This window comes from Croceitalea sp. W27, assembly GCF_055693185.1.
Genome location: NZ_CM146327.1, coordinates 1021843 through 1041072 on the forward strand (window position 1 = coordinate 1021843; position 19230 = coordinate 1041072).

Here is a 19230-nt window from a genome sequence, read left to right on the forward strand (position 1 = left end):
AATAGGGCCATCTTAATCGGTGGCCCTTTTCTAATTAACCTTTAACACTATATAAAAATGAAAAAAAACCTCACATTTAAAAACGTATTTCTTATACTGCTACTGTCGGTATTTGCAGTATCCTGCGATGATGACAAAGAAGAATTGATGGCTTCGATGGAAAGCCAAACTACTATTGTAGAAACTGCACAAAGTGAAGAAAGTTTAAGTTCCCTTGTGGCAGCTCTATCTAAGGCCGATGAGAATGAAGACTCAGATTTAATCGGCACATTAAGCGGTAATGGTCCATTTACCGTATTTGCTCCTTCAAATGAAGCCTTTACAGCGCTTTTACAAGGTTTAGAAGGTTTTGATTCTCTTGAAGATTTTGATACCGAAGAAGAAAAGACATTATTGGCCAAGATTCTACAATATCATGTTGTTGCCGGTGTTGCCGCAGCATCTACAGACTTGTCAGAAGGTCAGACCATAACCACTGTACAAGGAGAAAGTGTTTCGGTTAGCCTTGATGGTGGCGTATTTATCGGTGATGCTACCGAAGATGATGCAAAGGTCATTCTTGCCGATGTACCTAACTCAAATGGTATAGTACATGTTATTAATAAAGTATTATTGCCCCAAGAGGTTCTTAATATACTTAGTCCGCCTCAAGATTTGGTAGACCTAGTAGTAGCGACTGAAGTTTTATCCGCTCTTGAAGCAGCTGTTATAAAAGCAGATTTAGTTGAGACTTTGCAGAGCGAAGGTCCTTTTACCGTTTTTGCTCCAACCGATGATGCATTTGCAGGTCTTCTTATGGCCTTGGGAGATGACTATAACTCTTTAGAGGATTTTGATACTGAAGAAGAAATCGCATTACTAAAAGATATTCTTTTATACCACGTTGTTCCCGCCAAAGTGTTGGCTGCTGATCTAGCTGAAGGTAGCGTTGCAACTGCTTTAGCTGAAAATACTATTGAAATTATTGCCGAAGGTGAAACTTTTGTGATTGGTGATGCTTCTGATACCAATGCTGCAATAACGAGTACGGACATCATAGCTACTAATGGTGTAGCACATACCATCAATAAAGTGTTATTACCTCAATCGGCCATTGACTTTTTGGCAACCCTTGAGCTTAAGAACATTGTTGAAATAGCTATCGCTACCGATGACTTGAGCATTCTTGTCGATGCACTTGTTGCCGCTAACGCTGGATTAGTGGAAACCTTAAGTGGTGAAGGTCCTTTCACCGTATTCGCTCCTACCAACGAAGCTTTTGTCGGTCTATTGGATATTTTGGGCGATGACTACAACGCACTTTCAGATTTCGATACTCAGGAAGAAATAGACCTTTTGGTCAAAATACTTACCTACCACGTAGTGGCGGGAACAGAAGCTTTCGCAGCAGACCTTTCCGATGGACAGTCCATAACAACGGTAAATGGTGGTTCCGTTGGGATAAACATTAAGAACCATACCGTTCACATTATTGACGCTACCGATGATAATGCTACCGTGGTGATTCCTGATGTGGATGCCAGTAACGGAGTCGTTCACGTAATCAACAAAGTATTGTTACCACAGGAAGCTGTTGATTTTGTAGCTAGCCTTCAGATGAAAAATATCGTAGAGCTCGCTATCGCTACCGATGACTTGAGCATTCTTGTCGATGCACTTGTCGCCGCTAACGCCGGATTGGTGGAAACCTTGAGCGGTGAAGGTCCTTTCACCGTATTCGCTCCTACCAACGAGGCTTTTGTTGGTCTATTGGATATCCTAGGTGATGACTATAACGCGCTTTCAGATTTCGATACTCAGGAAGAAATAGACCTTTTGGTTAAAATACTTACCTACCACGTAGTGGCGGGAACCGAAGCTTTCGCAGCAGACCTTTCCGATGGGCAGTCCATCACAACGGTAAATGGAGCTTCAGTAGGCATCAATATTACAAACCATACTGTTCACATTATTGACGCTACCGATGATAATGCTACCGTCGTAATTCCTGATGTGGATGCCAGCAACGGAGTTGTACATGTAATCAACAAAGTATTGTTACCGCAGGAAGCTGTTGATTTTGTAGCTAGCCTTCAGATGAAAAATATTGTAGAGCTCGCTATCGCCACCGATGACTTGAGCATTCTTGTCGATGCACTTGTTGCCGCTAACGCTGGATTGGTGGAAACTTTGAGCGGCGAAGGTCCTTTCACCGTATTCGCCCCGACCAATCAAGCATTTACAGATTTATTACATGCCTTAGGTAGTAACTATAATAGCTTAGAAGATTTTGATACCGAAGAAGAGAAAGCACTTCTTGCGAAAATTCTAACCTATCATGTTGTTGCCGGCGCCGCTGTGGCATCCGGAGATTTAAGCAATCACCAAGAGTTTACAACTTTACAGGGTGAGTCAATTTTCGCAATACTGAACCACGGAGTATTTATTAGGGATAAAACACATGTTGATGCTAAAGTTGTTGGTGCTGATAATGTAGCTAGCAATGGTATAGTACATGTTATCAACAAAGTTTTACTTCCACAAGAAGTTTTGGACGCACTACACTAAAAAAAGCTTAGCTATTAGTAGGTTAAGGACTACAAAAAAGCCTTTCATTATACAATGAAAGGCTTTTTTCGTCTATGGTATTAACCGTTCGTCGATGAGACATCAAAAGGGTATCCTTTACCATACAAAAAACACCGCTTGACAACTATTAATTTTTTTGAAAGGAATTAGGTCGCATCTTTGGAGTCCCGAATCTTTCCAAACTATGCCTATTATGGCGAAAGCTTCCTCCGAAAGGAGGAAGTTTTTTTTAACAAAAGTTCCCCTAAGGATTTCTTATTCTAGCGCTGTTGCGCTGCATTACATTGCAATAAAAAGTTTACGGTTTGTCCTCAAGAACAACATCAATAACCTCATATCCATCCTCTACGGCTTTATAGACTGCTTCGTTAAGTTCATAAGCAGGGATTCCTTCAAAATCGATTTCCAAAGAATCTTCCGGTAATTCCGGAACAACGGCACCTATTGGGGCTTCGGTCACCTCAAATTCCTCATTTTCTTGAGCCCTATAAAAAACCCCTGCAGCATATCGGTAACGAACTCCTTTAACTGTTAAGGCTATGGCAGCGGCGGGCAATCGTCTTAAACGGAATCCCCTTGGTGGAAATGCCCTAACGTAGGACCTATTTCTCTGCACATAATACATACTACCAACAGGATAAAAAGTAGTGTTCCTGTACACCAAAGGTCTGGTATTGGCTGGAAGACGGCGTAAGGTTCTTCGGGCCACCCGTTTGTTCACACGACGTACTACCCTTCGTTTTACACGTCGTTCTTTTCTGGATTTTCGAATCTCACTTTGACGAGCAGTTTGGGCTTCAATGTTTGACGTTGGAACAAGAAATAAAACAAAAAATACAAGTATTAAAAGTCTCATAATATATATAAGAAATGGTTTATATAACTCTTAGACCTCACTACCCCAAAAAGGTTTAATCCCTACCTTTTCCCAGCCTTCTTCTGAGCTTCAGCTTGCTCCATCATCTCACGCATCTTTTTCTGGAACTTATTCTCTTTTTTAGGCTTCTTTTTATTCTCTTGTATTTGGGCATGTATCTTTTTATCATCTAGAATATAGTTCTTGATGACTAACATGATACCAATCGTAATTAGGTTGGAAACAAAATAATACAAACTCAACCCACTCGCGTAGTTATTAAAGAAGAACAACATCATTAATGGCGACAAATACATGATGAATTTCATATTTGGCATACCAGGTTGCTGTTGCATTTGCATGCTTTGGCCAGTTGTCATCATCATATAAAAGAAAATAGCCACCGAGGCCAATATTGGAAATAGACTCACGTGATCCCCATAAAAAGGAATTGTAAATGGAAGATTAAAAATAGTATCGTATGAACTTAGGTCTTCCGCCCATAAAAAGGATTTCTGTCTTAGGGCAAATGACGTAGGAAAGAACATGAACAGTGAGTAGAAAATGGGCAATTGTAACAATGCCGGCACACAACCACTCATGGGGCTTACCCCAGCCTTGCCATACAACTTCATGGTCTCTTGCTGTTTTTTCATGGCATTGTCTTTATACTTCTCGTTGATTTCCGTTATCTCCGGCTTTAATACTTTCATTTTTGCCTGTGACAGGTATGACTTGTATGTTACAGGTGATAATGCCAATCTAACAATAATAGTCATTATGATAATAGCGATACCATATGGTAAGAAAGAGCTTAAAAAAGTATAAAAAGGCGTAAAAACGTACCTATTGATCCAACCAAAAATACCCCATCCAAAATAAATGGTATCTTCTAACTGATATTCATCGTACTGGCTTAGTACTTTAACATCAGTAGGGCCATAATACCAATCTAAACTCTCAGAAATTTCACCACCCTCGAGGGCCAAGGGGATAGTTGCAGAAAAATCTTTAGTGAACTTCACTTCTTTACTTTCTTCTTCGACTAAATTAACCGAGCTGATTTCGGCGGTTTTGAAGTTCTTTTTTGTCGCTAAAATAGAAGTGAAAAAGTGTTGTTTAAAAGAAAGCCATTGCACATCTTCTTCAGTTTCTTCATCATCACTATTAGCTGAAAGATAATCTATCTTCCCGTCTTCATAGTTGTACATCATTTCAGTGTAGCGACTTTCGTACTGTACACTTTTGTTATGTCGTATACCCTTCAGTTTCCATTCCAGGTTTAGCGGTTTCGAAGAATTCAAAACCCTGTTTAAACCTTGGGACCTTACGGTAAAATCTACCAAATAATCTTTTGGTTTCATTTCATACCGATATTCTAAATACTGGTTATCTGAAACTTTGGCCTTTAAAGAAAGAATCTGATTATCACCACTACTGCTAAGTATAGGCTCAAAAAACAAATCCGCCGTGCTTAAAACCCTGTTGTCGTTTGTTGAAAAAGAAATGGCGAAGTTCGCGTTACCATCTTTTATCAAATGCACGGGTATAGAGTCATAAGTAACAAAGTCTTTCATCTTTGCCTCAACAATCTGCCCACCTTTATTGGAAATTTCTAAGTATAAAACTTCGTTTTCCAATTTAGTAGTTCCTTCTGAAGTTTTTGTAAAACCAAATGCCCCTACAGCACTTTTATAATTCGCGACTGCTGTGGAATCTTGCAAATCGATAACAGCTGGTTTTTGTTCTTCGATTTTCTCAACTTGGTTGGTTTTAGCCTCTGCTGCTACTTGCTCTTGTTTGGCCTTTTCCGCTTCAATTTCCTCAGGTGTGGGTTGATTGAAGTAGAACATCGCTATCATTACGGCAAAAATTAATACAAAGCCAATAACCGTATTAATATCAAACTTCTTTTCTTCCATGAAAGTTATTTAGTGGTGCTTATCTACGAACTTAGGTTGGCAAATATATATCCAAATGTGGTTTTTATGCCAAACTGGCATTAGTTTGTTGCAGTTTCTGTTGTAAGACCGCCTTCACAAATCCGATAAACAGTGGATGCGGGTCGGCAACAGTACTTTTATATTCTGGGTGATATTGCACTCCTACAAACCAAGGATGCGAAGGTATCTCTACTATTTCTACTAAATTGGTTTTTGAATTTATACCCGAGGCAATAAGCCCAGCACCTTCTAACTCTTCTTTGTATTCGTTATTAAATTCAAAGCGGTGTCTATGACGTTCCGATATTTCTGTTTTGCCGTTGTATATCTCTTTGGCAAGTGTATCGTTTTTCAAATTACAGTCCCATGCACCTAAACGCATCGTACCTCCTTTGTTGGTCACGGTCTTTTGCTCTTCCATTAAGTTGATTACTGGATTTGGAGTTTGCTCATCCATTTCGGTCGAATTTGCATCGGTATAACCCAAAACATTTCTTGCATACTCAATGACCGCCATTTGCATACCCAAACAAATACCTAAAAATGGAATGTTATTCTCCCTAGCATATTGCACGGCAAGAATTTTGCCTTCTATACCTCTTTCTCCAAAACCAGGTGCCACCAAAATACCGTTGAGGCCCATCATCTTTTTAGCTAAGTCTTTCGAAGTAATATGTTCTGAATGTATGGACCGCACATTTACCTTAACCTCATTTGCCGCACCTGCATGAATAAATGATTCTAAAATGGATTTATAAGAATCTTGCAGTTCAACGTATTTACCTATTAAACCAATGGTAACTTCACTTTTTGGATTTTTATGTCTTTGAAGAAACTGCTTCCAGTTGTCTAAATCGGTTTTAGAATTATCGGGCAGAGCCAGTTTCTGAAGCGCAACGGTATCTAAACCTTCTTCTTGCATTAGAATAGGTACGTCATATATAGTAGATGCATCAATTGATTGAACTACGGCTTCTTTTTTTACATTGCAGAAAAGTGCCAACTTGTTTTTAATATCATCTGATATTTCATGCTCGGTACGACAGACCAAAATATCCGCTTTTATTCCACTTTCCATCAGGGTTTTTACCGAGTGTTGTGTAGGTTTGGTCTTTAACTCTCCTGCTGCCGATAAAAAAGGTACCAAAGTGAGGTGTATAACGATACCATTGTTATCCCCTAATTCCCAAAGAAGTTGGCGAACCGCTTCTATATAAGGTAAAGATTCAATATCACCAACAGTACCTCCAATTTCAGTAATTACAATATCATATTCGCCACTGTTACCAAGAATTTGGATACGCTCTTTGATTTCATTAGTAATATGGGGCACTACTTGAACGGTTTTGCCCAAAAACTCCCCTCTTCGCTCTTTTTCTATAACACTTTGATAAATTCTACCCGTGGTAACATTATTGGCCTGAGATGTTTTTACATTTAAAAAACGCTCATAATGCCCAAGATCCAAATCTGTTTCCGCACCGTCATCGGTTACATAACATTCCCCATGCTCATAAGGGTTTAATGTACCTGGATCGACATTGATATAAGGATCTAATTTTTGTATGGTTGTTTTGTAACCTCTAGCCTGAAGTAATTTAGCCAGAGAAGCGGCGATAATACCTTTACCTAATGAAGATGTTACGCCTCCCGTAACAAAAATGTACTTGGTTTGTGACATGATTGTATCTACTATTACGGGGCATAAAGGTACGTATTATAGGTAGATATTTCGGCTAATCCTTCGGGAATTCTTTTCTCAGCTTTCTGATCATGGGTTCTAAACCGTTTGATTTTATATCTAAAATGGTCTGTAGGTAGTCACCTAATTTTCCTTCAGGAAACCCTTTCTGTTTAAACCATACTAGGTAGGGAATAGGCAAATCGACCAAATACCTATCCTTGTATTTACCAAAGGGCATTTTGTAATGCACCAACTTTAGCAGTTCTTGTTTGTCTGGTTTAATTTCCATTTATTTCGCTAAAAATACTATCTTTCATGTTAGAAAAGTCACTAATGAAAAGAAGAGATTTTGTAGCTGCCTCAGCAATAGGTGCAGCAGGTATGGTCACCACATCTGGTTTAGCACAAACAAATACCGTAGAAAAAGATTTTGAACTCAAGAACAATATAAACCATAGTGTTTGTCAATGGTGTTTTGGGGATATTCCCCTAGAGGATTTTTTAAAAGAGTTGAATACATTAGGCATTAAGGCCATAGATCTCATTGGACCAAAAGACTGGCCGCTGCTTAAAAAATATGATATTCACTGTTCAATGTGCAATGGTGCAGAAATCAGTTTGACAGAAGGATGGAACGACCCAAAATATCATGAACAATTAATTAAGCAGTATACTGATATTATACCCCAAGTGGCGGAGGCGGGTTATACCAACCTAATTTGTTTTAGCGGCAATAGACGAGGCATGAACGATTATGTAGGTCTTCAAAATTGTGTAGATGGACTTTCAAAAATTATTCCTTTGGCCGAAGAACATGGCGTTGTAATTCAAATGGAACTTTTTAATCAGGTGAACCACCCAGATTATATGTGCGACAACTCACTTTGGGGAATAGAACTTTGCAAACATCTTGGTAGCGAAAACTTTAAGTTGCTTTATGACATTTATCACATGCAAATTCAAGAAGGTGATATTATCAGAAGTATTCAGAATTATCATCCTTACTTTGGGCATTACCATACTGCCGGGGTACCAGGGCGAAACGAGATTGATGAAACCCAAGAGCTGTACTACCCTGCCATTATGAAAGCCATCTTGGATACCGGATTTAAGGGGTATGTAGCGCAAGAATTTATCGTGACTTGGGAAGATAAAATAGCGGCTTTAAAAGATGCCTTTTTACGCTGTGATGTCTAATTTTCTTTAGCCAAAGCCAGCGCTATCTGCTCATTCCAACGAATTTGCTGTTCTCGATTTCTTGAAAAGCTGGTTTCCCAATCATAACGGTCTTGAAAATCTGAAAGTTCTTTCAGGGTCTCTTTATAGATCGCTCGAACCTCTGCTTTCACATTATCAGAAAATGAAGTTTCATTTAACCGTTTCCGCATTTTTCTTGCAAACAATTCTGAAATATCAAAATGAAGCTGTTCATGACTCAAGATGAGATTATTACAAACCGAAGGCTTATACCATGATTCATTGGGGTAGAAAAATGCATTGACCTCAAAATCAAGTTTTACTTCATGATGTAAAAAATTCGCAGAATACTTATAGCTGATACCGCTTGCAGTTGTAGCGGCCGGTACAGCATCAGGAGGCACTTCTCCCTTAAAATCTTTCCAGGTAAGTTTTTTATTGGCATTCCAGACATAAGACTCCTCTAAATCTTGAGAAAAACAACTTATCCCAAAAACTAGAAAAATATATGTTATAATCAGGCCTTTGTCCAATTGAAGGTAATTTCTTTTTCGATATCGGGGTGCAGACTATGATGCACTGGGCAGGTATTTGCCGTGCGCTCTAGTATAGTTCTATGTTTATCAGAAACAGCCGAAGGAAGTTCTATATGCACTTCTATTTTAGCTATTCTTCTAGGCTCTGAAGCCATATGTTTTGTGACATCTGCAGTAACCCCGGTCAAATCAACACCCAAATCTCTTGCTTTTATTCCCATTACGGTAAGCATACAGCTTGCCAAACCTGTAGCGACCGTATCCGTTGGGGAAAATGCTTCGCCCAGACCATTATTGTCTACTGGGGCATCAGTAATAAACTCGTTTCCCGAACGTGTATGGTGACATGTAGTTCGCAATTCACCGGTATAAGTAACTTTAGACATCATTGCTATTCTTCGATTTGTTTTATTTGCAATTGATCATATTGTATAAGATAAGAAGTATTATTGAAGTAACCTTTTGTCCATTTATTGTAGTAGTTGAACTTATTACCACTGTACTCGGTTAAACCAATTAACTGTGCGGTAGCTTCTAAATTCTTTTTGTATGCCAACTTTAAAAGTAAATCTAAGGTCAAATCAAAACCTCGTGTTGCATAAGGGTCAGGCTCATGGCCAAACTTTTTTTGATAAGCTTCTGTAAAACTATCACCTAAAGTTTCTTTGTAAACAGATGGGTACGTAAACTTTAAATTGGATAAATGGGGCATCGAAACCTCATCACCTTCAAAAGCACTATTATGATTGGTCGTAAACATGCGCACCGTGTAGTCTTTTTCTGAGTTTGCGGCATTAAGAATAGAACTTATACTCGCGACTAGATTTTTATCTTCTGTTTCTACAAAGACCCAATACTCTTGGTTCTCAGAAAGCATGAGTAAAAAATCTTCGAGATGTAACGAACCGTCTTTACTCATTTTGGCTACCCTTGCGCTAGGAAACCTAGAAATAATAGAATCTTTTGCCGCTTGATGTTTGTCATCGGCAATAACCAATACTCTTTCTTTTGTTTTTTCCTTTGCCACATAATCTAAAATACGTTTACGCAAACTTTCATCATCTGGCATTGAGAAAAAGACGTTGCTCAAACTTAAATCACTTTTAGAGGCATAAGGAGCGACAACAGGAACATTATAATTAGATGCCTGTAAAGCAACCTCTCCCAACAACCTCGAATCAACTGGACCTACAATAGCATCAAAATTGGCCAACGATTGTTGTTGTAACATCATCTTGGTTCTTTCAAAGTTTCTTTGGGTATCTATAATTTTCACATCAACGGAAAGCCCCATTCTCTTAACCGAGTCAAAAGCAATCATAGCCCCAGTATACATACCCAAAGCAGATTTCCAATCTTTTCTTTTCAATTGATTTTTTGTCATCGCTGTGTTCGTAAAATCAACCCTATCTAATCGAAATGGCAATAAAAAAAGAAGACTTGGCCTATTTTCAATATTTATACTATCAACAAGGCTTATTTTATCAAGAACAAGTGAGTTTTTTACGTCCAATTGTTTGGCCTTAACTCTAGGCAATTTTATCACCATGCCTGCTTTTAAGCCATTTTCTAACTCTGGGTTTAGGGCGAAAAGCGAATCACGTGAAATTTTAAGGTTTTGTGTTAGCCTAAAAATATTCTGCTTTGGTTTTACTTCATAAAAAACATAGTTATCCGTGTTTACGATCTCGGTAGCAGGCTTCTTTTTTGGCAAACGCAGTACCATCCCTTCTTTTAAACCACCTAGCTCATTAATCTCTGGGTTCAACTTGATAACCGAATCAGTTGAAATTCCATAGTTTTGACTTATCCTAAAAATACCAATAGATTTAGGCACGGTGTATGATTCAAACAGCACCACTTCTTGCTCATTAAGTCCATCACCTTTAGGTCTGGGCAGTTTTAATTCTTGCCCTTTGGCCAAATAGGTCGTGTTTTTAGGCAGTTCAGGATTCAAAATTACCAAGCTATCTACTGTAATACCATATTTGTTGGCAATACTCCACCGTGTTTCTTTTGCTTTTACGGTATAAATTTCAGCCTCCAGTTCCTTTTCCTCTTCAACTTCAGGGTACTGTGGTATCTGCAGTACCATTCCCTTTTTAAGCTGTTCCGAATATAATTGGGTATTGTACTTTTTTATTTGTTCTTCGGTAACCCCATAGCGCTGGGTGAGCCCGAACATCGTCTCTCTCTTTTTAACACGATGTCTTTCGTATCCGATAGGAGCTTCTTGTTCTATTTTGGTTTTTTCTTTTGGTTCTTCTTTTTGAACAATGGGTTTACCGGCAACCTGTATTACCAAAATTGTATTTGGCTTGATATCCTCAGAGTTTTTCAGCTCTTTGTTTAGTTGAAGTATAGAATATGGTGTTACGCGGTATTGCTTTGCAATACTGGTTAAAGTCTCTCCCTTCTTTACATTATGCGTAGTGTATTTTTGTTGTGCGGCAACCTTGTTACTGATAAAAAATACTACGGCAAATACACAAACTATCTTAAAAACTAATCTTTTCATTATTCCCATTCTATAGTCGCTGGAGGTTTTGAACTAATATCATATACGACACGATTCACTCCAGGGACTTTATTAATGATGTCATTTGACGTTTTTTGCAAAAATTCATAGGGTAAATTCACCCAGTCTGCCGTCATTCCATCTGTACTTTCAACAGCTCTTAAAGCTACACATTTTTCATAAGTACGTTCATCACCCATTACGCCCACACTATTTACGGGTAAAAGCATAGCACCTGCCTGCCAAACGCTATCATAAAGGCCATTACTTTTTAAACCATCAATAAAAATAGCATCTACCTCTTGTAAAATAGACACCTTTTCTGGAGTAATGTCACCCAAAATTCTGATTGCTAAACCAGGTCCTGGGAAGGGATGTCTTCCTAAAAGTTCTTTATCCAATCCCATACTAGCTCCTACCCTTCGCACTTCATCTTTAAACAACATTTTTAAAGGTTCCACTACTTTTAATTTCATATAATCGGGCAATCCACCAACATTATGATGACTCTTAATTGTTGCCGAAGGGCCACCTGTGGCCGAAACCGACTCAATCACATCAGGATAAATAGTTCCTTGGGCCAACCATGTAGCACCATCAACCAATTTCGATTCATCATCGAATACCTCAACAAAAACACGACCGATAATCTTACGTTTTTTCTCGGGATCGCTCTCCCCTGCCAATTCATCCAAAAAGCGTGCCGAAGCATCAACACCCTTAACGTTAAGACCCATGCCTTCGTACTGTTTTAATACTCCGCTAAACTCATTTTTACGCAACAAGCCATTGTTTACAAAAATGCAATGCAAATTGGGGCCAATAGCTTTATGAAGCAAAACTGCAGCAACCGAAGAATCGACGCCTCCAGATAAGCCTAAAATCACTTTATCATCTCCAAGTTTTTCTTTAAGATCAGCAACTGTAGTTTCTACAAAAGCATCAGGAGTCCAAGTCTGTTCGATTCCCGCGATGTTGACTAGAAAATTTTCTAACAACTGTTTTCCATCGGTGGAATGGTATACTTCAGGATGAAATTGAATACCGTACGTTTCTTCCCCATCAAATTTAAAAGCGGCATTTTCTACATCATGCGTACTTGCTAAAAGCTGGGTATTCTCAGGAAGTTGTTTGATGGTATCCGCATGGCTCATCCATACTTGGCTTCCGGTATTGACCTTTGCTAAAAACGGATTGCCAATTTCTACATGCGATAGATTTGCGCGACCATATTCTCTAGTGTTTGATTTTTCAACATTTCCACCATTAAAATGGGCCAAATATTGAGCTCCATAACAAACACCTAACAATGGTTTTTTACCACGTATTTCCGACAAATCTGGGTGCGGTGCATCATCAGCTCTAACAGAAAAAGGAGAGCCTGAAAGTATTACCGCCTTATACTCAGAGAGGTCTTTTGGGGGGTTGTTAAAAGGTTTAATTTCAGAGAAAATATTCAGCTCTCGAACACGTCTACCAATGAGTTGAGTATACTGAGAGCCGAAGTCTAGAATTAGGACTTTGTTTTGCATGGGCAAAAATAGGAAAATCGAAAAATTGAGAAAGATTTCTAGAGGGATATTTACGATATGTTTTTAACAAGATCGAGAATTGTCAAAAAATAGTATCTTAGAAGCACATCCCCCCACAAACCAAACCAGATGAAAACCAAAATCCTCACCATATTCGTATTCTTTTTTCTTTGTATTTCCTTCTACTCTTGGGGGCAAGAAAATCAAAAACTTGATAGTTTAATTCAGTCTTATGAAACACAAGCTGACAATATTGATAAACTCACAACGCTTCATAAAATATTTATACAACAGCTCCGTAATGGTAAAATTAGTGAAGCCAAACGCTATGTGAAAATTCAATTAAAACTAGCTGAAAAATTGAATAGCGAAAGAGGTAAGGCAAAAGCTTTAGGCAATTTAGGCATTATATATAATAGTACTTATGTACTTGACTCTGCCAGATATTACTATGAAAAATCATGTAAACTATGGGAAAAATTAGGTGATAAAGGAGAGCTACTTTCTATGAAAAATAGTTTAATCAAGGTTGAGCAACTTGAAGGAAATTATGATAAGGCATTAGAAATGTATGATGAAGCTATAGAAATGGCTATGGAAATTGGTGATGGTATAGAATTATTTTGGGCAAAAAGAGATAAGGCAACTGTTTATATGGAAAAGGGTAACTATGAATTAGCACTCAGAGAATTTCTTTTCTCCTTAAAGGTTTTAGATACTTTAGAAGGAAATAATCAAAAACAGAAAGGCGATGTTTTAATAGGTATTGGTCGAATAGAGGGCTTAAGAGAAAATTATGATACTTCCGTAGATTATTTAAACGAGGCGTTAGAAATTTTTATTGCTGAAAAAAATACCACTTACGAATGTATCACAAATACTGAAATTGGACTTTCCTTATTTAAAATGAAAGAATATGACAAGAGCTTAGAGCACTTTAAAAAAGCTTTGGAGTTCTCTATAGAGATGGAACGTGATAATTTTATTGCAATCTCGTATGCCAATATTGGTATGGTATTGGTTGAAAATGGCAATCCCGAACAAGCGTTAGATTATTTAAATAAAAGTCTAAAACTAAATGAAAATTCAAAATCCAATCAATCAAACATCTATACCATAATAGGAGATGCTTACAATGCAAAAAATAACTATAAACAGGCAATTGAAAACTACACCTATGCCATTAAAATATCTGATTCTATTGGGAGTATAAATGAATTAAAAACCGGATATGAAAGTAGAGCTTTGGTTTATGAAAAATTAGGTGAATTTAATAAAGCATTTGCCGATCAAAAAGAATTTCAGATTCTAAATGATTCCATTTTTAACACCAATAAATCTAGGCAAATAGAAGAATTACGCACCATCTACGAAACCGAAAAGAAAGAACAGCAATTAGCACTTCAAGATAAAGAGATTACGGTATTGGAGCAAGAAGTCAAAATCAGTAACCAACAAAAATTACTTTTAGGTGGTGGTATGTCACTTTCAATACTAGCACTTGGCTTTGGTTTTTATGGCTTTCGCCAAAAAACAAAGCGCAATCAACTCGAAAAAGATAAGGTAGAAGCCGAATTGGCTTTTAAAAAGAAAGAACTCACTACTCACGCCCTACATCTGGCCAAAAAAAACGAGGTGCTGGAAAACGTAAAACTAAAGGCCAAAGACTTAAAATTGCAAGGTGATACTAAAGGCTATCAAGAACTGATTAAGACCATTAACTTTGACCAGCAAGATGATAAAAACTGGGAGAGCTTTACCCAATACTTTGAACAGGTACATAAAGATTTTGCCAAAAACGTCAAAAACAAGTATCCTGAGGTTACTAAAAATGAACTCCGATTTATGGCCTTGCTAAAAATGAATATGTCTTCAAAAGAGATTGCTACTATCTTGAATATTTCGCTCGACGGTATCAAAAAAGCAAGGCAAAGACTCCGTAAAAAGATGAGGTTAACACCCGATGATTCGCTTGAAAATACGGTTTTAGCGATTTAATCCAATTTAAACATCTTCTTGAAACACCTATAAACATTAGTTTCATAGGCTGTACCCCCTTTGTACCCCATCCTTTTTTTATGGCCTGAATTCAAGGGCCTAGGTTTGTGGTGTTGTTAGTTCAACAATCAAGTTTTGTGGTCTTGCTCGGTTCGATACTGCAGATCTAAATCGAGTAGGTCACACAAAACAAAATCTAAAGTTTAACCACAAAACAAAAAGTGATGAAAACAAATTTTAAATTATTAAATCGAATTTTTGTATTGCTGTTGTTAGTTATAGCGATAGCATGTAGTAAAGACGACCCAACTACCGACCCGGTATTAGATACTGATGGTGATGGTATCGTAGATGCAAATGATAGTTGCCCAAATGAATCAGGTCCAGCAAGTAATAACGGATGCCCAGAAGATGCATCTGGACTTACCCTAGCCCAGGTAGTAGCAAGTGGAGATGCCTTTGAAGACTTTCCACCTAATACAACCGAAAATGAGGTTGTCGGAACGGAAACGACTGAAAACGAAGACTATGATAGAAAAGAAAGTGCCGAAGGACCTACTATCGAACAACGTTGGGTCTGTACAGAAAAAGAAGTAGACATTACCGGTGGAACCCATACCTTTCCATTATACAACACAAATGCATCAGTCATTTGGCCTGGTAACCTTTTACAAGGAAAAACCTTGGATAATGCAACCCCATCGGATATCGTCGTAAAACGTGCTGGTGGTACAATTACCTATAACTTGGTTACTGGTAACCCTGTAGCTACAGTAGATGTTGATGTTGTGGACCAAGGAACCGTGCAACAGGCCATGAACAATATTATAGCGCAAAGCGGTGATATTACTCCTGCAAATTTTACACTTGATGTTGTCGCCATAAATTCTAAAGAAGAATTGGCATTAGAAATGGGCTTAAAATTTTCAAATTTAACCACTAAGGTAAGTGGTAATTTTTCATTGGACACCAGTACTGAAACGAGCAGTGTTTTGGTAAAGCTCACACAACAGTATTATACCATGAGCTATGTAAAACCTACCAGCCTTGATGAAGTCTTTGACCCAAGCGTTACCCCAGAGCAATTGGCAACCTTTATTCAACCAGACAATGCAGGAACCTTTATTTCTTCTGTTACTTATGGTCGTATTTTTTACATGTTGTATGAATCTTCTGCATCCGCACAGGACATGGAAGCTTCTTTAAGAGGCTCTTACAATGCCGTAGCAGGAAAAGTAGAGGGCAGTGTAGACATTGAAACCTTAAAAGAATATAACAACTTAACCGTAAAGGTAATCGCTTACGGTGGTGATTCTAAAGGATCTTTAAATGCCGTAGGTTCGACTTTTGATGGCGAGCAAGCCGTAGACAACTTAAAGGATATTGTTGAACGTTTGGCCGAATCAAGTGATATTGAAGGTGGCTTGCCATTATCTTATGTGGTTAATAGCCTAGAAGACCCAAGCCAGGTGGTTAGCACGAATTTGGCAACGAAATACACTGTTAAGAATTGCGAATTAAAAGGAACATTACCTCCTGGGCTATATGCTGATCTGTTAGATCTCTTTGATGATGGTATCGGGGCAATGGCAAACATTGGCAACAGTGATGTATTGATCTTTAACAAAGCAGGAGATAAATACGCATGGTACAACGGAAATACCCCAGGGATTCTAAGTGATGGTGATCGAAGAATCTTTGACCTCGATGACCCAAACGCCCCATTAGGGGACTTAGCATTGGAAAATGTTGGAGCAGCGGTGCAATGGGCGGATGACCTGGCAAGTAGACTCTACATATTTGATGGCACCGGAACCAAACTACAAATTATCTTACTTAGCAATTATGTAAACAATAATCAATTACCGGCTGCACCGCTTGGCGCTACTGGAAATGTACTTTTGGTAAATGAAATTTTTGGAGATAGTGACGGTTTTACCATAGCTTCAAAAGGTATTGGAGCTGCGGTTAGAAACGGGGCAAGAACAATGTCATTTTTCAGCTTACCAGGCGATAGTTTTCAAACATACCAAGCTGAAGGAAACGGAACTTGGGGCACTGAAGTTCCTTCGAATACCTGGTTTTTCGATCCTGTTAGTATAGCAAATAATGGTGCCTTGTTCGATGAAGTGGGGGCAGCTACCTTTTTCACAATCGGTGGCAGTAGCGGTAGATATCTATTTGTAAATGAAGCCGGAAATGAAATCAAGGAATGGTTCTCATCTTCAGACGAAGGTAAAGACCGTTTCGAAGGCCCGTGGGTAATTAATTAGATAGTTGAATTGAGTTAGTTTTTAAACAGGCCTTTGGGCCTGTTTTTTATTGTTGCTAAATTTAGATTTAGAAAAAGGTCACTTTCTTGAAGTTAAAGAGCCATTTTTAACGACAATTAAAATAATCTAGTACTTTAGTGATATTCCCCATGCCAAACCAAGTTAGATGAAAAAAAGCTTCCATTTCCATATTGTTGTAATCTGTTTCATTTTTTGTTCACAATGCATATTTGGGCAAGACAATACCAAACTGGATAGTTTGCTACACGCATACAAAGCCCAACCCAATGACACCAGCAAGGTAAAAACGCTTCAAAGCCTATTTCAATCCTATTTATACAACCAGCCTAAACAAGCATTGAAATATGCCGAAAAAGCACTTCACTTGGCTCAAGAACTTGATTATAAAAAAGGGATTGCCAGAAGTTATTATGATATTGGGGTTTATCATAGCAACGCCTCACAAGAAGATTCTACCTTGGCCTATTACAATAAGGCAGAAGCTCTGTACAAGACAATACCCTCTTTAAAAGGCCATATTTTGGTCAAAAGCGGAATGGCCATTTTTGAATTTGACCGTGGTGATTTTGATGCCGCCCTAAAAATAAATGATACTGTTATCACCTTGTTGAAGACCAAACTAAATGATTCAGTGGCTTTAGCAAGAGCTTATGGAATCAACGGATCTATTCAGATACAAAAAGGAAACTACCGAATCGCACTAAAGCAAATACTTGAACAAGTAAAAATTTTAGAAAAACTTGACCAAAGGGTAATGCTTGCGGACTCGTATAATAACTTGGCGGCCATAGAACTTACAAATGAAAATTTTGAACAGTCTATTACCTATAACCAAAAGGCCCTGGGCATTTACCAAGAATATAACGATACCTTTTATCAGGCGGTGGCCAATAATGATATTGGAATGGCCTATTACAATACTGATGATTTTGAAAGTGCGGAAAACTATTTGCTGAAGGGGCTAAAACTGGCGCAAGAACTAGGCAACGTTAACTTAGAGGCTACTGTTTTGGCCAATTTGGGCATTACCAATACAAAAATGGGACGCTACTCCAAAGCTTTGGACTTTGGAAAAAAAAGCCTTCGCATTGTCAAGGAAATCGGCAGTAAAAACAAAATTGTGGAAAACTTGAATGGCCTAGGGGTCACCTATAGCGCTATGGGCGATGAAAAGCGGGCGATAACCTATTTTGACCAGGTGATTCCCTTAGCTGATAGCATCGGCAATAAAGCCTTTAAAAACTTAGGATATCAAGAGCGCTCAACTTCGTATGCACGTCTAGGTAACTACAAGCTTGCTTATGAAGACCTACAACAGTATTTGGTCTTAAAGGATAGTATTTATAACGAAAGTAAGTCTCAACAAATAGAAGAAATGCGCGCCATTTTCGATACTGAAAAAAAAGAGCAGCAAATTGCCCAACAGAACATAGAAATTGCACTGCTACAAGAAAAAGAAAAAGTGAGCGCATTACAAAAATGGTTTTTAGCTTCTGGTCTGGTATTATCCGTTTTAGTTTTTGGTTCCGGTTTTTACGGTTTTCGTCAAAGAATCAAACGCAACAAACTGGAACGTGAAAAAGTCGAGGTTGAACTTGACTTCAAAAAGAAAGAATTGACCACCCATGCCCTACATCTTGCCAAAAAGAACGAACTCTTAGAGGGCCTAAAGCAAAAAGCATCTGAGCTCAAACAAACCGATGATAACGGTAAATCATACCAAGAACTGATTAAGACCATCACTTTTGATCAACAAGATGATAAGGCTTGGGCAAATTTTACCCGTTATTTTGAAGCGGTACATAAAGACTTTGAAAAAGAGGTAGTTTTAAAATATCCTGATATCACCAAAAATGAACTTAGATTAATGGCATTGATTAAGATGAACCTTTCGTCTAAAGAAATCGCTAACATTTTGAATATTTCGGCGGTAGGTGTGAAAAAAGCACGCAATAGATTGCGCAAAAAGATGCAGTTGGCACCTGAAGATTCTTTGGAAACAACGATTATAGCTATTTAACACCTTATTTAAAAGCTCTTGAAACGCCCTGAAAATAGGGTGTTTTTTAGTTGTCACCCTTTTGTCACCCCTCTTTATTTTGTT

At 38.2% G+C, this 19230-nt stretch carries 13 protein-coding genes; 5 read left to right on the top strand and 8 right to left on the bottom strand.

The features are described 5' to 3' along the window. The first annotated feature begins 57 nt into the window (after positions 1-57). A complete protein-coding gene (locus tag ACZ1GR_RS04620; RefSeq protein WP_472611053.1) occupies positions 58-2547 on the top strand; it encodes a fasciclin domain-containing protein in 2490 nt (829 codons plus the stop codon). A gap of 319 nt (positions 2548-2866) precedes the next feature. Here ACZ1GR_RS04620 and ACZ1GR_RS04625 read toward each other — a convergent pair whose 3' ends face one another. The 4 genes from ACZ1GR_RS04625 to ACZ1GR_RS04640 all read right to left on the bottom strand — a co-directional run bounded on the left by ACZ1GR_RS04625 (position 2867) and on the right by ACZ1GR_RS04640 (position 7340). Beyond that, on the bottom strand, positions 2867-3424 hold the full coding sequence (locus tag ACZ1GR_RS04625; protein WP_472611054.1) for a DUF6515 family protein: 558 nt from the start codon (positions 3422-3424) through the stop codon (positions 2867-2869). Between the two features lie 62 nt (positions 3425-3486). After that, positions 3487-5346: a membrane protein insertase YidC gene (gene yidC / locus ACZ1GR_RS04630; RefSeq protein ID WP_472611055.1), complete on the bottom strand. Its 1860-nt coding sequence runs from the start codon at positions 5344-5346 to the stop codon at positions 3487-3489. Between the two features lie 64 nt (positions 5347-5410). Then, positions 5411-7048, bottom strand: a complete 1638-nt coding sequence (locus tag ACZ1GR_RS04635; protein ID WP_472611056.1) for a CTP synthase — start codon at positions 7046-7048, stop codon at positions 5411-5413. Positions 7049-7103: 55 nt separating this feature from the next. Then, positions 7104-7340, bottom strand: a complete 237-nt coding sequence (locus tag ACZ1GR_RS04640) for a DUF3820 family protein (protein WP_377765262.1) — start codon at positions 7338-7340, stop codon at positions 7104-7106. A gap of 44 nt (positions 7341-7384) precedes the next feature. Between ACZ1GR_RS04640 and ACZ1GR_RS04645 the strand changes: the two genes are divergently transcribed. Next, positions 7385-8248: a hydroxypyruvate isomerase family protein gene (locus tag ACZ1GR_RS04645; RefSeq protein ID WP_472611057.1), complete on the top strand. Its 864-nt coding sequence runs from the start codon at positions 7385-7387 to the stop codon at positions 8246-8248. On the opposite strand, the gene ACZ1GR_RS04650 is transcribed toward ACZ1GR_RS04645, so the two are convergent. The 4 genes from ACZ1GR_RS04650 to guaA are packed head-to-tail and all read right to left on the bottom strand — an operon-like array spanning position 8245 to position 12834. After that, positions 8245-8781, bottom strand: coding sequence for a DUF922 domain-containing protein (locus ACZ1GR_RS04650; protein ID WP_472611058.1), 537 nt, complete (start codon positions 8779-8781; stop codon positions 8245-8247). The two genes, ACZ1GR_RS04645 and ACZ1GR_RS04650, sit on opposite strands and share 4 nt — an antisense overlap. Beyond that, the gene (locus tag ACZ1GR_RS04655; RefSeq protein ID WP_472611059.1) at positions 8766-9173 is read right to left on the bottom strand and encodes an OsmC family protein; all 408 of its coding nucleotides are present in this window, start codon (positions 9171-9173) and stop codon (positions 8766-8768) included. The genes ACZ1GR_RS04650 and ACZ1GR_RS04655 overlap by 16 nt, the downstream gene beginning before the upstream one ends. 2 nt (positions 9174-9175) lie before the next feature. After that, on the bottom strand, positions 9176-11302 hold the full coding sequence (locus ACZ1GR_RS04660) for a PBP1 and LysM peptidoglycan-binding domain-containing protein (protein ID WP_472611060.1): 2127 nt from the start codon (positions 11300-11302) through the stop codon (positions 9176-9178). Then, entirely contained in the window at positions 11302-12834 is a 1533-nt protein-coding gene (gene guaA / locus ACZ1GR_RS04665; protein WP_472611061.1) for a glutamine-hydrolyzing GMP synthase, read from the bottom strand. The genes ACZ1GR_RS04660 and guaA overlap by 1 nt, the downstream gene beginning before the upstream one ends. A gap of 129 nt (positions 12835-12963) precedes the next feature. On the opposite strand from guaA, the gene ACZ1GR_RS04670 reads away from it, so the two are divergent. The 3 genes from ACZ1GR_RS04670 to ACZ1GR_RS04680 all read left to right on the top strand — a co-directional run bounded on the left by ACZ1GR_RS04670 (position 12964) and on the right by ACZ1GR_RS04680 (position 19146). After that, the gene (locus ACZ1GR_RS04670; protein WP_472611062.1) at positions 12964-14832 is read left to right on the top strand and encodes a tetratricopeptide repeat protein; all 1869 of its coding nucleotides are present in this window, start codon (positions 12964-12966) and stop codon (positions 14830-14832) included. Between the two features lie 224 nt (positions 14833-15056). Beyond that, positions 15057-17105: a thiol-activated cytolysin family protein gene (locus ACZ1GR_RS04675; protein WP_472611063.1), complete on the top strand. Its 2049-nt coding sequence runs from the start codon at positions 15057-15059 to the stop codon at positions 17103-17105. Between the two features lie 166 nt (positions 17106-17271). Then, positions 17272-19146, top strand: a complete 1875-nt coding sequence (locus ACZ1GR_RS04680) for a tetratricopeptide repeat protein (RefSeq protein ID WP_472611064.1) — start codon at positions 17272-17274, stop codon at positions 19144-19146. Positions 19147-19230 lie beyond the last annotated feature (84 nt).

Bases quoted from the DNA above. Each gene is read 5' to 3' on its own strand.
- ACZ1GR_RS04620 (WP_472611053.1), top strand. From the start codon at position 58: ATGAAAAAAAACCTCACATTTAAAAACGTATTTCTTATACTGCTACTG.
- ACZ1GR_RS04625 (WP_472611054.1), bottom strand. From the start codon at position 3,424: ATGAGACTTTTAATACTTGTATTTTTTGTTTTATTTCTTGTTCCAACG.
- yidC (WP_472611055.1), bottom strand. From the start codon at position 5,346: ATGGAAGAAAAGAAGTTTGATATTAATACGGTTATTGGCTTTGTATTA.
- ACZ1GR_RS04635 (WP_472611056.1), bottom strand. From the start codon at position 7,048: ATGTCACAAACCAAGTACATTTTTGTTACGGGAGGCGTAACATCTTCA.
- ACZ1GR_RS04640 (WP_377765262.1), bottom strand. From the start codon at position 7,340: ATGGAAATTAAACCAGACAAACAAGAACTGCTAAAGTTGGTGCATTAC.
- ACZ1GR_RS04645 (WP_472611057.1), top strand. From the start codon at position 7,385: ATGAAAAGAAGAGATTTTGTAGCTGCCTCAGCAATAGGTGCAGCAGGT.
- ACZ1GR_RS04655 (WP_472611059.1), bottom strand. From the start codon at position 9,173: ATGATGTCTAAAGTTACTTATACCGGTGAATTGCGAACTACATGTCAC.
- ACZ1GR_RS04660 (WP_472611060.1), bottom strand. From the start codon at position 11,302: ATGAAAAGATTAGTTTTTAAGATAGTTTGTGTATTTGCCGTAGTATTT.
- guaA (WP_472611061.1), bottom strand. From the start codon at position 12,834: ATGCAAAACAAAGTCCTAATTCTAGACTTCGGCTCTCAGTATACTCAA.
- ACZ1GR_RS04670 (WP_472611062.1), top strand. From the start codon at position 12,964: ATGAAAACCAAAATCCTCACCATATTCGTATTCTTTTTTCTTTGTATT.
- ACZ1GR_RS04675 (WP_472611063.1), top strand. From the start codon at position 15,057: ATGAAAACAAATTTTAAATTATTAAATCGAATTTTTGTATTGCTGTTG.
- ACZ1GR_RS04680 (WP_472611064.1), top strand. From the start codon at position 17,272: ATGAAAAAAAGCTTCCATTTCCATATTGTTGTAATCTGTTTCATTTTT.